Below are 15,432 nucleotides of genomic sequence, written 5' to 3' on the forward strand. Positions count from 1 at the left end.
CGGTTTGAAACAAATACATTTCAAAAAAGGAGGAAAATATGTCCCTAAGTAAAGAAAAAATTGAGAAATTTAAAGACAAACCAGCAATTACTTGTTGTAGATTTGAAAAAGGTTCACTTGTAGATGAAAAAATACTGGAAGATCCAAATTTATTACCCGACTTTATTGATTCTGGATTAGTAGTACTACCAGACAATATATTAAAAATTGAGCAGGTAATTGGTGGTAAGTTAAAAATGACTGTTGATGCTTTAACACCACTTACCCCTGATAATGTTGAGGGTTGAACAAGTGCATCAATACAAGAAGAAAAAATAGTTGAAGATAGAAAAACAGATACAAATGTAATGATAAATGAACCTTTGATAAACAACGGTATTGTAAATATAAAAATTGGTAAAGGTGAAAATATTAATATATCATTTCCAATTACTAATTCAAGTTTTGATTATAATTCTAATAAATCTTTTAACGAGAAACCTTTGGATAAAACAAAAGAAGATGCAATAGAAAGTGTTGTAAGATCTTTGACTAAAGAGTACGTTAAAGTTGATAAAGTTGTTCTAGGTAAAAAAACTAGTATTGAAAATAACGTATTAACCATAAATAAAAACTTGTCAGAATTAGCCATATCAAAAGGTAATAATTTAGTTAAAAAATTAGAGTACGATATATTAACAGAAAAAGATTATGGAAAAGTTATCGACACAATTATGGACATTCAACCAATAGCAGTAAAGGTTGAAGGAGTTCTTGGAGAAGGTAAAACAAGAGTATTAGATAAAGTAATTCTTTTACTAACAGGTGTTGATGAAAATAATAAACAGATAGGGGAGTTCGGTTCATCAGAAGGTGAAATAAATCGAAACATTATGTGAGGTCGACCCGGTGCACCAGATTATGGTGATATATTTATAAGATGTCATGTTGTAATTAAAGCTAACGCTGGTATGGAAAGACCCGGTCCACTTGCTGCTCACTTATGTTCAAATGTTATTGTGCAAGAAATACGTGATGCACTAAAAGAAGCGAAAGATTTAACCATAACAAAAACCGAAGAATTTAAACAAACTTCCCGTGCAGGTAAACCAAAAGTTGCAATTTTAAAAGAGATAATGGGTCAAGGTGCTATGCACGACAACTTAATATTACCTGTCGAACCTATTGGAACTATTGGTGCTGTACCTAATGTTGATTTAGGTAATTTACCAATTGCTATCTCACCATTAGAATTGTTAGATGGTGGAATACATGCATTAACTTGTATCGGTCCAGCTTCAAAAGAAACTTCACGACATTATTTTAGAGAACCATTGATTATAGAAGCTTTGAATGATCAAGATATTGATTTTGTAGGGCTCGTTGTTGTAGGTTCTCCACAAGTAAATAACGAAAAATTTTATGTAGCTAGAAGAGTTGGGATGATGTTTGAATATATAAAACCCGATGGAGTGATTATTACAACAGAAGGTTTTGGTAACAATCATATTGATTATGCAGAACATCATAGAGAAATAGGTAAACGAGGAATCAAAGTTGTTGGTGTTACTTATTCTGCTGTGCAAGGTGGTCTTGTTGTTGGTAATGAATATATGTATGCCCAAATAGATATGAACAAATCAAAACAAGGAATTGAAAATGAAATACTTTCTAATAATACATTGACATTAGAGGATGCCATTAGAGCATTAGAAATGTTAAAATCAGTAATCTCTGGTGAAGAAATAATTGAAGCAGAAAGACGATGAGACCCTCAAATTAAATTAAATAACATTAAATTAATTGAAGATGGTCTAAATAAAAAAATTGAGTTGGTATTGAATGAGCAAATACTTGAGAAATCTAGAAAACGTAGAGAAATCTACGAGAAAGAAGTTTAATGCTTTTAGATATCGACAATATCAGATTATATCAAGGTGTTATTACTAGCGTTGATGATGTTAGTGTTTCTATAGATTTATTAGGTAGAATGGGAAGTATGAGATTACCGTTAAGATTAATAATTACAAACAAAAAACTTATTGTAGGACAAAATATTACTATTTATATGAGTTATGTAGAAGTAGAATAGAAAGGAGAAAATATGGCAATAAAAGGAATGCAATCAGAGGTGTATGTACCAGTTACACCACAACCAGTGTGAACACCGGTTACTAAAAAATTGGTAGATATGAATGTAACAATTGTTACTGCTGCAGGGGTTCACTTGAAAAGTGATCCACCATATAATTTGGCAGGTGACACATCTTATAGAATAATTCCCTCAAATACTTCCGTTGATGACTTAATGGTTTCGCACGGAGGATATGATAATGGTGATGTTAATAAGGATATAAATTGTATGTTTCCTATCGATAGAATGCGTGAGTTGGTAGATGAAGGCTTCATAAAAGGAGTATCACCAATAATGATTTCAACCATGGGTGGTGGAGGAAACCAACAAGCATTTAGCGAGGTAACAGGACCAAAAGTAGCAGAAATATTAAAATCAGAAAATACTGATGCTGTAGTTTTAACAGCAGGCCGGGGTACATGTCATAGAACCGCTGTTATTATTCAAAGAGCGATTGAAGCTGTAGGTATACCGACAATTATAATTGCGGCATTACCACCAGTTTGTGTACAAAATGGTACTCCAAGAGCGGTTGCTCCATTGGTTCCAATGGGGGCAAACGCAGGAGAGCCTAATAACAAAGAAATGCAAATTAATATATTAAGAGATACATTAACACAACTAGTAAAAATAGATCAACCAGGAAAAGTTGTACCATTACCTTATGAATATCATGCAAATATTTAAAATATCATAAAAGGAGGGAGCAACGAATATGAAAACTAGTAAATCAGCAATTTACACAGTGGAGTCTCACACAGAAGGAGAACCCACAAGAATTATTTTCTCTGGCATACCTAATTTAAAAGGAAAAACAATGGCGGAAAAAAAAGATTCATTATTAAATGAACACGATTGATTTAGAAAAATATTAATGAATGAACCCCGAGGTCATAATGATATGTTTGGTGCTATTATTATTCCACCGTGCAACCCTGAAGCTGATTTTGGAGTTTTATTTACAGAGTCTGCAGGTTGTCTAAATATGTGTGGTCATGGAACAATCGGAACTGCAACTGTTTTGGTTGAAACTGGAATGGTAGAAATTAAAGAACCCATAACAGAAATAAAATTAGATACACCTGCTGGATTAGTATTAGCAAAAGTTAATATTGTGAATAATGAAGTTAAAAATGTATCTGTTGAAAATGTAGCATCTTTCTTATATAAAGAAAAAATTATTTTAGATGTGCCTGAAATAGGTATAATTAATTTTGATATAGCATTTGGTGGAAGCTTCTTCATTTTATTGGAATCTAGTCAACTTGGATTAGATATTATCCCAGAAAACGATTCAAATTTTGTTGAAAAAGGAATGAAGATTTTAAAGTTTGTAAATAAAAATGTAAAAGTAGCACATCCAATAAACAAATTTATAAATAAAATTGATTTGATTGAGTTTTATGAAAAACCTAACAAAAGACATCCCAATAATTATTCTAATTGTGTTGTTTTTGGTTTAGGACAATTTGATAGATCTCCTTGTGGAACTGGTACATCAGCAAAAGTTGCAACGTTAGTTGCAAAGGGTGAATTAAAACTTGGAGAAGAGTTTGTTTACGAATCTATTTTAGGAACAAAATTTATTGGAAAAGCTTTAAGTAAAACAAAAGTTGGTGACTTTGAAGCCATTATGCCAGAGATTACTGGTAAAGCTTGAATAACAGGTTATTCAAATTTCGTTCTTCAACCAGATGATCCATTTAAGGAAGGGTTTAATCCAAAGGTAAAATAATATGAAAGCATCTTTACTTTCATCGCATGAACTAGAACTCAAAAAAGAACTTCTAAAAAAAGATGTAACGTTAGATAAAATTTGTAACGAGTTCAATGACAGTGTTGATAAATTAAAAAAAGAACATAAAACTCTTTGGAAGAAAAACTCAAAGTTAGGCAAGTCAAGTCAAAACGAAATACAAAATCAATACAATGAGTCTTATGAAGAACTTAAAAGTAAGATTAAAAATTTAACAATTAAAATGGAAGAAAATTTTATTGATATCAATAATTTTAAAAAAACAAAAAATGCAAAAGAGACAAAGAATAAAATAAAAGAAGAAATAAATGTTTTGAAGTCTCAAATAAAAGTAGAGAAAAGTGAGTTAAAAAAAACCACAGCTGAAAATAAAAATGAGTTTAAAGAGAAATCTAAACAAATTGATTTAAAATATCATAAAGAGCTTGAAAAGTTAATTCAAGAGTATAAAGTTTTCAAAGGAACAATTAATAAAATACTTTTAACTTTAATTTTTATAACCTCAACTATATTTGTATTGATTACTGCTTTAACAATTAATTACACAGTGTATTATCCGCAATCAAATAATGGCGAGAGTTATAATTTTGGTGCCAAAGAATCAATAATAGCTTTAGCTCTTTCTGGAATTTTAATTGTGATGGTTGGTGTTATTTCTTTCTTATTATTAAAAGATAGTTCGAAAACTTTGCCAATAGAAAGAAAAAATTCAAACTTCACGAAGGGGATATTTATAGGATTCATAACAGATTTCTTTGACACAATTGGTATAGGTTCGTTCGCACCAACAATAGTATTTTTAAAAGCTTTTAAAGCTGTAGATGATGATAAAAAAATACTTGGTATCTTAAATGTTGGTCATACAATTCCTGTTATTTTTGAAGCAATCATATTTATTGCGGCTGTAAAAGTAGATCCTTATACTTTGATAGTATTAATATCAATGGCAGTTATCGGAAGTTACTTAGGAGCTGTGATTGCAAATAAAATAAATAAAAATATTGTGAAAATAGTAATGGGAACATTACTATTTATAACCGCTATATTGATGGTGTTATCTCATCCGATGATCAATGCATTTGGTGCTGGTGGTGATGCTATCTCCTTGCCTTTTAATGAATGAAAAATTTATGTATCTGCATTTATATTTCTAATACTTGGTGGCTTGATGAGTTTAGGAATCGGTCTTTATGCTCCTGCAATGGCTGTTGTTACTTTAATGGGTATGAACGTTACAGTTGCTTTTCCTGTTATGATGGCAAGTACAGCATTTCTAATGCCTGTAGGTTCTATTAGATTTATTCAAGATAAAAATTATGCTCCAAAAGTAACAGTTGCAATTACCATTGGTGGAGTTATTGGTGTTATATCTGCATTTTTAGCAATTTTTGTAGGTTTCGCTGGTAACACACAATTTGTAAAGTATCTTTTATTTTTAGTCATAATAGTTATTTTCTATACATCTATAATGATGTTTTACGAGTATTATAAATTTAAAAGACAAAAAGTTATTAAAAAACATTTAGATGCAGTCAAATAAAAATACAAAGACTGTATTTTTATTTGCCGAGCAAAGGAGAATTTATGAAAAATAAAAGTAAAATAAATAATCTTCGAGCAATGAATTCACCATTTGCAAAGTACAGATCAATGATTTGAGTTAATGTAATTACATTAATTATTTTAGTTATATTCTCTATAATAACTTTTAAGATGATTGGTTATTTATTTACTTCTTATAAAACATTTGCTTGAGTTTTCATCTCTTTGTTTGTTTTGTTTTATAACTTTGGGTTTGTTGCAATGTATAAAATGTCTAAACATCTAGTCTTATACAACTTACTAAGTTGTATTGTAATTTTGTTAATGATAGTTAGCATAAGTTTTTTTGTTACAACAACCGATAATAAAAGCAAGCTAATAATTTTAAGCGGTTTATTTTTAAGTTTAATTCCGTTATTGTTGTCGACTATTTTCGCTTATATTCGCGTCAAAGAAGTTTATAAATATATTGCTTTTAATGAAACACTGTATGATTTAGAAAAAAGAAATTTTGTAAGCGAAGATAAAGAAGCAAAAATAAAATTGTATCTTAAACCAGGACATTTTTATTTTCAAATAAATGGCGTTAGAAAAAAATATCCAACATCAAAAATTACAAACCTTGTATATAAACCAGCAAATATATTTTTTAATGTTGGCTATATTAGTTTCAAAATCAATAATGAAAAATTTATTTATAAATATAGTTCAGCTTATGAAGATGGAATTATGTTTAGCTTAGCATATAACATTTTAAGAATAAATAAAAATGCTTTGAAAGATGGTGATGAGTAAAGGTGAAAAAAAATATATGTCTTGCTGTTGCTGGTCATGTTGATCACGGTAAAACAACATTAGTTAAAATATTAACAGGAAAAGATACAGATAAGCTAAAAGAAGAGAAGGAGAGAAACTTATCTATTAATATTAACTTTGCTTTTTTAGAAAATGAATCTATTAATATAGCATTAATTGATCTACCTGGTCATAAAGATTTTATAGATAATGCTGTTGCTGGTTTAAGCGGAATTGATGGAGCAATCCTTATGATTGCAGCTGATGATGGAATTATGCCACAAACTTTAGAGCATTTGAATATCCTAAAACTATTAAATATAAATTATATATTACCAATAATTTCAAAAACAGATTTAGTTTTAAAAGAAAGAGTTTGAGAAGTTGAATCAAATATAATAGATCTTTTCAAAAAACTTAAGTTAAATATATTCTCTATACAAAAATATACAAGTAAAAATATAGATGACATTAATAATTTAAAAAACAATTTGTATAATTACTCCAATACAATTATAAAAAGAGAAAAGCAGAAAGAGTTTCGTTTGGACATAGATAGGTCATTTGAGTTAAAAGGAATTGGCACTGTTGTAACAGGAACATGTCAAAATCAAATGTTGAGTATTGGCGATCAAGTAACTTTACTTCCACTAAATGAAAATTTTATAGTAAAAGACTTACAAAGTAATAATGTCTCGGTACCTAATGTAGAACCAGGACAAAGAACATCTATAAAACTTAGTAACATAAATTGGAAAAGTATTCATCGCGGAGATATATTAGTAAAAAATTCTAATATCTTATTTGGTAAATGTTTATCTGTTGAAATATTTACTTGCGAAGAAAAAGAAATAATAGCTTCAAAAAGTGCCAAAATTTATGCAGGTTGCAAAAGATTAAAGGGAGCTTTTAAATTCTTGGGAGAAAGAGAAAATAAAATTTATGGACAAGTAGTTTTAGAAAAAGAATGGTATTTTTCTATTGATCAGTTATGTTTAATTAAACTTCCAAAAGACAAAAATATAAATAAAAGTTTCAAAGTATTAAAAGAAAGTAATGTAGTTTCTAATAAAACTAAAAGTAAAGAGCTTAATAATTTAAGTATTTTAACTAGCGATAACAAAATTGAAAAACAAAAATTATTTATAGAGCTTAACAAAAATTATCTTGTTAGTATAAATGATTTGGATAAAAATATAGACATTGATGAATTGAAAACACAGAGTAGCGGTGATTTAATCTTTCAAAATAATTATGTTATACATAAAACTAATTATACATATTTAAAAAGTAAAATTATATCCGGTCTTACTTCATATCATTTAAAAAAACCATTAAGCCCTGGCTTAACAATTACAAGTATTAGTACTTACTTAGAAAGTGATTTAAAACAATTAGAGATAGAACACTTTTTAAATATAATGATAAAGAAACAAGAAATCAAAAAAGATAATTTGTTTTACTCATTGAAACATTTCGAAGTAAGACTTTCAAAACAACAATATAAAATAAAAAACTTTCTACTAAGTAGAATGAAGGATTATAAATATAATGTAAAAAATATAAATCAATTAAAAGAAAAGGTCGACAATAAAATTGTGTTCAATCAAGTTATAAAATATTTAATTAATATTAATTCAATTATAATGTTGAACTATGATTACTATATTTTAAACTCACGTTATCAAGAACTAAAAAAATTAATAACTAGTTTAGATACTATCAGTTATGAAAACCTAAAATCAAAAATAAACATCGATTATGATATATATTTAATTTATTTAAGTAAGTTAGAAAAAGATAAAATAATAAAAAAAATTAATAATAAATATTTTGTTATTAAAGATTAACTACAATAATAATTTACGTACTTTATTGAAGTACGTTTTTTTTTTTTTTTTTAGTAACTTAAAGCATTTAATATTAATCAAAATTAAAATAACGCCGACAAGTGTCAACGTTATTTTATTGCAATAGTTTTTTCTATGTGGCGGAAAGGTGTACGAATCGAACATACCAAAAAGTTTTCAAAACTCTTAACATAGCTTCGGAGGCTAGTGGGCGCACCAGCGACCCAACCCTTTCCATAAATTATTGATATTATGGCTTTATAACTTTAGTAGAGTTATTTAAAATACTTACTATTTCTAACATGTTTGAAACTTTTCCAAATAATAATTTTTTAATATCGTAATAATCTAGACATGTACCACATACCAATATAGATACTTTTCTATGTTGAAGTTCTAAAAAATGAGTACATAATTGATCATTGATTGTTACTAATTTCGCAGCCTTAGAATATAAAATAATATGACTTGGTAAATCATCATCAGGAGAATTACACAAAGAATAAATAAATGATAAAATCAATTTTTCTCCTAATTCTGGATCGTCATTACTTCCAATAATTGTATTTGTTAATAGGACTACATTTCTAATCATACATTGTAATCTCCTTTCAAAAACTTTTTACCAACATTTATTTTATTTTTAAATAGGTTATACATCCTTAAACATGTATCACTGTTTCTAAAACCTAAACATCATTCACAATACCTATCAATATTTAATGGGGTAGGGAAATAAATGCTATCTATTTTTTCATCCTTACAAACTAGGTGAGCTATTTTTGAAGAACGTCCATCAATAAAAGTAATTATATATTTATATTGTGAAACTAATTTCATAATAATCTCCTTTGTTGATAGACTCATGTTCATATTTTAAGTCGTCAAGCATAGCTGAAATATTATCTTTTGCATTTAGAGATTTTACTTCTATTATGAAACTTGTTCCTGGAAGATTATTGTCAATTAATTTTTTAGTTTCTATCAAGGGCACTGGGCAGGAGTAGTTCTTAAAATCTCCTCTTACTTTTTTATCATTTTGCATCATTTAAAAACCTCGCTATAATTTCTATTTCATTGACTTGAATTGTTTTAAAATCTAAAATTAATTTCTTATCATGTAGTGTACCAATTACAGGAATAGGTAGGTTCACTAACTTTTCATAAACATAATTTATTTTTTTATTTTTATATTCAACATTAACTCCATAACTATCAATAATATCTTTGGGTAAGCTACCTCCTCCAATTGTTGCTTTGGTTTCCACAACAGTCAAATTGAAATTATCGTTCTTAACTAGTTTTATAAAATATTTAACTCTATTTTTAACCATGTTAATGTTTTCGCATATCATCCTTAATGTAGGGATGGTTTTAATAGCTATTTTCTCTTTTTTATACATTTCAAGAGTAACTTCAAGTAAAGATATAACTACTTTTGATGATCTTAACATTCTGAATAACTGATTTTTCTTAATCTTACTTATTAATTCTTTCTTTCCTACAATTATTCCAGCTTGAGCTGAACCTAATAACTTATCTCCTGAAAATAAAACCAAATCTACGCCATCTATTAATGATTGTCTTACAGTGTTTTCTTTAGTTAACTTGTTATTGTATTTGGTTAAGTCTATCAATGATCCACTACCTTGATCTTCTACTAAAATGATATTCTCATTCTTAATAGAAGCTAATTCTTGTGCGGATACAGAGTTATTAAAACCAACAATATCATAATTAGATTTGTGAATTTTTAAGATCATGTTAGCAGTTTTATTTTCTAATAGTCCTGTTTGATAGTCTTTCAAATAAGTTTTATTGGTTGTGCCAACATCAACAATTTTAGCTCCACTTGCTTTTATAATATCTGGTATTCTAAAGCTTCCACCAATCTCGACATTTTCACCTCTTGAAACTAGAACCTTTTTGTTTTTAGAAAAAGTATTTAAAACTAAAAATACAGCTCCTGCATTATTATTTACTACACATGAGTCTTCACAATTAGTTAACTCGTTCAGTATTTTAGTTAAATGCGTTTCTCTGTCACCACGTCTCATAGTTTTTAAATTATATTCAATATTTGAATATCCAGAATTTACTTCAATAAAATTCTTGATAGAGCTTGTAGGTAAAATGCTTCTTCCTAAATTTGTGTGTAAAATAACTCCAGTAGCATTGATGACTTTCCTTAAGGAGAATAGAATACTATTCTTAAATTTTTCTAATATTTCAAGAACTATTTCTTGATAACTAATAGTACTTATATTTTTTGTTCCAATATTGTACCTTAACTCATATAAAGATTCTTCTATTAGAAAATGTTTATTCACTTCATCAATTGGATAGCTTTTAATATCTTCATTTTTAAGTAGTTCGCTAATGCTTGGAATAGCTCTAAATAAATTTGACATATTTAAATTTCAACCTTTATAAGATAGTTACTCTTTTCTTTTATTACACCAATTTTAGTAAAAACATTTTTAGGGTCTTGAATCAATCTAAGATACTCTTTTTCAGAAAGTGTTCCTAAAAGTCCACCAGATGTTTGAGGATCAAAAAATATTTGTCTCATAGCAAAAGGGGTATCTTCATCAAAATATATATCTTTCGAATAATTACGTCTATTATTAGCCAAAGCACCATTAACAATATAATTGCCTAGGTAATCCAAAACATTCTTAATTAATGGGATACTTTTGAATTGAATAGATGCTGTAAATTTATTATTTAGTTTTTCAAGTAAGTGTCCAGCAAGACCAAAACCAGTGACATCAGTTAATGAGTTAAAATTATATTTAATTGATTGAATACTAGCTAATTCATTTGGTGTTGTCATTCACCTAATAGCTTCTTCATAATCATTTGAATTAACCATATCAATTGATTTAGCTGCCATAATTGTTCCAAAACCAAGAGGCTTAGAAATTACTAAGATATCTCCAACTTTTGGAGTGTTATTTAATTTAAGGTCAATATTGTCAACAAATCCAGTAACACTTAAACCACATAATAAGTCATTAGTAATAATTGTATGTCCTCCTAATATTTTGATCTTCAATGGATCTAATATTGACTTCATTCCTTTTATAATTAAGGCAATATCTTCATCTGACATATCTTTTGTCACTGTTAAAATAGATAAAGCAAACTCAGGTTTGCCACCCATTGCATATATATCGCTTATAGAATTACAAGCCGTTATTTGCCCATAGGTATATAATGAATCTGAAATTTGGGGAAAGAAATCCAAAGATTCTATTAAGGATTTTCCGTTTTCTAAGTTTCAAATACTAGAGTCTTCGTTTCCAATTAAATTTGTGCTAGCCAATTTTAAAATTTTAGTTAATCTATTATTATCTAATTTAGAACTACAACCACCCATACAGTTTATATCTTTCAAATTCTCACTCTTCTTTCTCTCATTGATATTCTAACTAATATAAAGAAAAATTAATAACAAATTAAAATATTTTTAGAAAATTTTCTATAAATATTATCAATTATGCACTTTAATACAAAATAATTATTTGTGACAATAATAATCTTGATGTTAGAAAAGCTTGAAATAAGAATGCCGTATGATTTAAAGAGTTTATATCTTGTCTGATTACGTTTGTGACAAATTTAAATTATAATAACCAGGATTTAGTTTTAAACACATTTATTTACTCGAATCTAGATTAACGAAACATCCATATACACTCGTATATCTTGTCTTTTTTAATGTTTTTGACTTATTTTTTATTATAATAAAAAAGTTAACACGAAAAAAAAGAATAGCAACATAATAAAAAATATTTCATTAAATGTGTAACTTTTTTCGAATTAATGTGATATTAATTAACATAATTATAAATTTAAGTGTAAATTAATTTAATGTATAATTTACATTGTAAGGAGAAATATGATTGTATATCCAGATAATAAAACTTTAAATAGTGAAGTAGGAAACAAACCCAAAATACTTTTTATAGGTAAGGTATTTTTTGTGATAAGTTGATTATTAATAATTCCTTTTATAGTACATTTAGTTAACTTAAATAAGTTAAGATCTCTAAATATAAAAATAACAGAGGCAGAATCAGGAATAGATGTTCAACTAAAGAATAGGAGAGATACTTTAATAAAACTGATAGATGAAGTTAAAGAAAGTATCCACTTCGAAAAAGACATGCTTATGAATTTAACAAAAATGAGGGTTGGTGGTGATGTCAACCAAATGATAAAAAACTCAAATGATTTAGATAAAATTACAAAAACCATTTCTTTACAAGTAGAGAATTATCCAAATCTAAAATCTAATGAATTAATTAGAGAATTAATGCAAAAAACAAGTAATATTGAGGATAATATTGCAGCAGCAAGAAGGATTTATAACTCTAATGTAAGTTATTTTAATCAATCTATAAACTCTTATCCAACAAATATAGCAGCTAGGCAACTTGGTCTGTGTTTTCAACCTTTTTTTGAAATCACAGATAATGAACGTGAAGATATTAAAGTATCTTTTAATTAGAAAGAATTAAAGTATGGATAAAGCCGCTTTGAAAACAATTATAGGAAATATCTATGATAAGGATATAGAATTTGTTAATATTATTAATTCCTTAAGTAAAGTAAATAAAAAATTTTATATTTACGCTGGTGTTGCTTCCCTAATTTTAATGGTGGGGGTTTGTGTTTCAACAGCTCTTGGTCTTCTTTTACCACTACCATATTTATGTATTGGATTGATTATATTAGGTGTAGGTATCTTTTTCTTGATATCAGCAATTAAAATATATATAAATAGCGATCGAAAGGAACTAACTAAAAACTTTATAAATCATCACTTTTCAAAAGGTAAACTTGATGAAGTTTATCGCATTTCTATAAGTGAAGAAAAGGGGAAAGATTACATTAAAGATTTGAAGTTTTTCCTTGTTAATCCAAAGACAACTATTGCAAATAATAGTTATTTGGAAAGAGATGATGAAGTTAATTATGTGACTTTTTTATATAAAGATATTCCCGTTAACTTTAGAAATAAATTACCAATCAGACATGTTGAACGTCACACTGTTGATGGTGAAACTGAAGAACATGTCTATTATGAAAACTCTACTTTGTTAAAGTGTGAAAATAATTTATATGATAATACTTTCAATGGCTTAAAAATAACTCGTGGAAGAATGTTTGATAAGAATTATCAAACTGAATCAGTGGTATTTAATAAATTATATGATATCAACTTAAAAAAAGGTGATATTAGAGCAGCGAAATTTCTAACTCCAAAATTAATCGATGGGTTTTCAAATATCAAGCATAAGGATTTCAATTATCTAATTATAGAAAATGATTTTAAGATAGAACACACTTCATTCCGAGATAATGCTCCTCAAGAAAGTTTAGGTGTTATCAGTTTCGACACAGTATTTAGCTATGAAAGTTACAAAAAGAAATTAGCAAACAAAGTCAAAGAAGATGTTCACAACTTGATTAAAGCAATGAAGTATATTGAGTATATTTATTAAGTAGAAATTAAAAAACTATCATTTTAAATAGAATAAATGAGGAAGTGTATGAATCGTAACAGTGCTTCAGAAAAATATAAGTGAAATATAGGTAGCTTGTACAAAGATAAAAAAACTTTTGAAAGTGATTTAGAAATTTATTTAAAAAACTATCGTGAGCTTCAAAAATATAAAGGTCGTTTAAATGATTTTGACACATTCAAGGAGTTTTTTTTAGAATCAAAAAAAGTTTCTGACTTAGGAAACAAAATAAATCATTATTTAAAAATCTTACTTGTTGAACAAAATAACGCGCTCGCTCTCGAAAATGAATCTCTATACTACTTAAAATTGCAAGAATTCGATGGTCAGTTTACATGAATCACAGAGCAAATAAAGGAAATAGGAGAAGAAACTTTTTTAAAATGAATCAAGAGTGATCAAGATTTAATGTCATATGAGCTACATTACCAAGATTTTTTTAAAAATTTGAAGTACTTATTACCAGAAGGCGAAAGAAAATTAATAGCTCAAGTCTCTAACTCAAGCTCAATGATTTATGAGTTATACGAAACATTAAGATTTAAAGATAACAAAATTGAAACTTTGACTTATAAAGGAAAAGAATATAAGCTAGATCAATACACTTTAAGCGATGTGTTAACCTATTCTAAACCAAAAGAAGATCAACAACTTCGAATTGAATTAAGTCTTGCTTATAAAAAGAATCAAAAAAACAAAAAGTTTACATTAGCTAAACTTTATGACTCTATCGTAAAAGAAGAAGTAGAAAGTACACAACTTGTTGGTATGAAATCTTTTACAGAGAACTATTTTGAAGATGATAATTTTTCCTTAGACAATTATTTAAGTCTGATTAAGCTTGTTTCTAATAATAATCAACCATATAATGATTTTTATAAACTAATAAAGAGATACTTTCAATTTGATAACAAATTTTATTCAACAGATTCTTGTCTTGCACTAGCAAATATAGAGAAAAAACAAATATTAGTTGAACAAGGGATATCCATTTTAAAAAAAGCATTGTCTTCTTTAGGTTCAGAGTACTCTGAAATGTTAGATTTATGCATAGCTGATAACAAAATTGATTTTTTCGAAGATGATAATAAATCATCGGGTGCTTTTACTGTTTATAGTAATGGATATGGTTCACTTGTCTCGTTAAATTATACAGATGATTACGAATCTATTTCCACTTTAGCTCATGAAATCGGACATGCAGTTCATAATAGTTTTTCAGAAAAATATCAAAAGGAACCTCTTAATACATTCGGTAACTTGATTGCTGAGGTTTCTTCAACACTTAATGAACATATTTTATTTGATTATCTAATAAAAGAAAGCACTGATATTCAAACCAAAATTGTTTTAATACAGAATAGAATAGAATTTATAATTTCTAATTTTTATTCAGCTGTTAGTGAATCATTATTTGAGTACAATTGCTTTAAAACAGTCGAAAAAGGGGATACTCTAACACTTGAAAAAATAATATCATTATTAAAACAATCATCTAAAGAGGTTCTTGGTGAATCTATTTTTGATAAATATAACGATGAAGTTATTGAATATGGATGAACATCAATTTCTCATATTTTTGAGCAACCGTTTTATATATATAAATATGCCGTATCGATCGCAGTATCTTTTAAATTATACGAAGATTTTAAAAAAACAAATGACTACACAAATATATTAAGTTATCTTAAAGATGGTGGTTCAATGAAAACAATAGATTTATTTAAAAAATATGGTTTTGATCCAAATGAAGAAAAAGCTTATGTACCATTGATAAGTTATTTAAAAAACTTAATAGAAGAACTAGAGTTACTTCTAGAAAAACAGAAAAAATCAGTTTAA

At 27.4% G+C, this 15,432-nt stretch carries 15 protein-coding genes and 1 tRNA gene; 10 read left to right on the top strand and 6 right to left on the bottom strand.

The genetic code is table 4. The features are described 5' to 3' along the window. Positions 1-38 precede the first annotated feature (38 nt). From prdA to selB, 7 genes are read left to right on the top strand one after another with little or no spacing between them, the layout of a single operon-like run. Positions 39-1,880: a D-proline reductase (dithiol) proprotein PrdA gene (prdA, locus tag SAPIS_RS02590; protein WP_023789340.1), complete on the top strand. Its 1,842-nt coding sequence runs from the start codon at positions 39-41 to the stop codon at positions 1,878-1,880. After that, positions 1,880-2,071, top strand: coding sequence for a CBO2463/CBO2479 domain-containing protein (locus SAPIS_RS02595; RefSeq protein WP_023789342.1), 192 nt, complete (start codon positions 1,880-1,882; stop codon positions 2,069-2,071). Before prdA ends, SAPIS_RS02595 begins: the two co-directional genes overlap by 1 nt. A gap of 12 nt (positions 2,072-2,083) precedes the next feature. Further along, positions 2,084-2,800: a D-proline reductase (dithiol) protein PrdB gene (gene prdB / locus SAPIS_RS02600; protein ID WP_023789347.1), complete on the top strand. Its 717-nt coding sequence runs from the start codon at positions 2,084-2,086 to the stop codon at positions 2,798-2,800. Positions 2,801-2,828: 28 nt separating this feature from the next. Then, positions 2,829-3,848, top strand: coding sequence for a proline racemase family protein (locus SAPIS_RS02605; protein ID WP_023789349.1), 1,020 nt, complete (start codon positions 2,829-2,831; stop codon positions 3,846-3,848). 1 nt (position 3,849) lies between these two features. Further along, entirely contained in the window at positions 3,850-5,409 is a 1,560-nt protein-coding gene (locus SAPIS_RS05185) for a sulfite exporter TauE/SafE family protein (protein ID WP_023789351.1), read from the top strand. Between the two features lie 44 nt (positions 5,410-5,453). After that, positions 5,454-6,206: a hypothetical protein gene (locus SAPIS_RS02615; protein WP_023789353.1), complete on the top strand. Its 753-nt coding sequence runs from the start codon at positions 5,454-5,456 to the stop codon at positions 6,204-6,206. 2 nt (positions 6,207-6,208) lie between these two features. After that, positions 6,209-8,056: a selenocysteine-specific translation elongation factor gene (gene selB / locus SAPIS_RS05190; RefSeq protein ID WP_023789355.1), complete on the top strand. Its 1,848-nt coding sequence runs from the start codon at positions 6,209-6,211 to the stop codon at positions 8,054-8,056. Between the two features lie 138 nt (positions 8,057-8,194). On the opposite strand, the gene SAPIS_RS05415 is transcribed toward selB, so the two are convergent. The 6 genes from SAPIS_RS05415 to selD form a co-directional block, all read right to left on the bottom strand. Beyond that, positions 8,195-8,292 (bottom strand) — tRNA-OTHER (locus SAPIS_RS05415). A gap of 14 nt (positions 8,293-8,306) precedes the next feature. Continuing rightward, the gene (locus SAPIS_RS02625; protein WP_023789357.1) at positions 8,307-8,651 is read right to left on the bottom strand and encodes a hypothetical protein; all 345 of its coding nucleotides are present in this window, start codon (positions 8,649-8,651) and stop codon (positions 8,307-8,309) included. Then, complete coding sequence (locus SAPIS_RS02630; RefSeq protein ID WP_023789359.1) at positions 8,636-8,896, bottom strand: hypothetical protein; 261 nt, start codon at positions 8,894-8,896, stop codon at positions 8,636-8,638. Before SAPIS_RS02630 ends, SAPIS_RS02625 begins: the two co-directional genes overlap by 16 nt. After that, complete coding sequence (locus tag SAPIS_RS02635) at positions 8,874-9,104, bottom strand: sulfurtransferase TusA family protein (RefSeq protein WP_023789361.1); 231 nt, start codon at positions 9,102-9,104, stop codon at positions 8,874-8,876. Before SAPIS_RS02635 ends, SAPIS_RS02630 begins: the two co-directional genes overlap by 23 nt. Then, entirely contained in the window at positions 9,088-10,467 is a 1,380-nt protein-coding gene (selA, locus tag SAPIS_RS02640; RefSeq protein ID WP_023789363.1) for an L-seryl-tRNA(Sec) selenium transferase, read from the bottom strand. The genes SAPIS_RS02635 and selA overlap by 17 nt, the downstream gene beginning before the upstream one ends. Before the next feature lie 2 nt (positions 10,468-10,469). Continuing rightward, a complete protein-coding gene (selD, locus tag SAPIS_RS02645; RefSeq protein WP_023789365.1) occupies positions 10,470-11,456 on the bottom strand; it encodes a selenide, water dikinase SelD in 987 nt (328 codons plus the stop codon). Between the two features lie 504 nt (positions 11,457-11,960). On the opposite strand from selD, the gene SAPIS_RS02650 reads away from it, so the two are divergent. From SAPIS_RS02650 to SAPIS_RS02660, 3 genes are read left to right on the top strand one after another with little or no spacing between them, the layout of a single operon-like run. Continuing rightward, positions 11,961-12,572, top strand: coding sequence for a LemA family protein (locus SAPIS_RS02650; protein WP_023789367.1), 612 nt, complete (start codon positions 11,961-11,963; stop codon positions 12,570-12,572). Positions 12,573-12,585: 13 nt separating this feature from the next. Then, positions 12,586-13,569 (top strand): hypothetical protein, encoded by a 984-nt coding sequence (locus tag SAPIS_RS02655; protein ID WP_023789369.1) that lies wholly within the window; start codon positions 12,586-12,588, stop codon positions 13,567-13,569. A 48-nt stretch (positions 13,570-13,617) separates the two neighbouring features. After that, positions 13,618-15,432: a M3 family metallopeptidase gene (locus SAPIS_RS02660; protein ID WP_023789371.1), complete on the top strand. Its 1,815-nt coding sequence runs from the start codon at positions 13,618-13,620 to the stop codon at positions 15,430-15,432.

It is taken from the genome of Spiroplasma apis B31 (genome assembly GCF_000500935.1).
GTDB lineage: Bacteria > Bacillota_I > Bacilli_A > Mycoplasmatales > Mycoplasmataceae > Spiroplasma_A > Spiroplasma_A apis.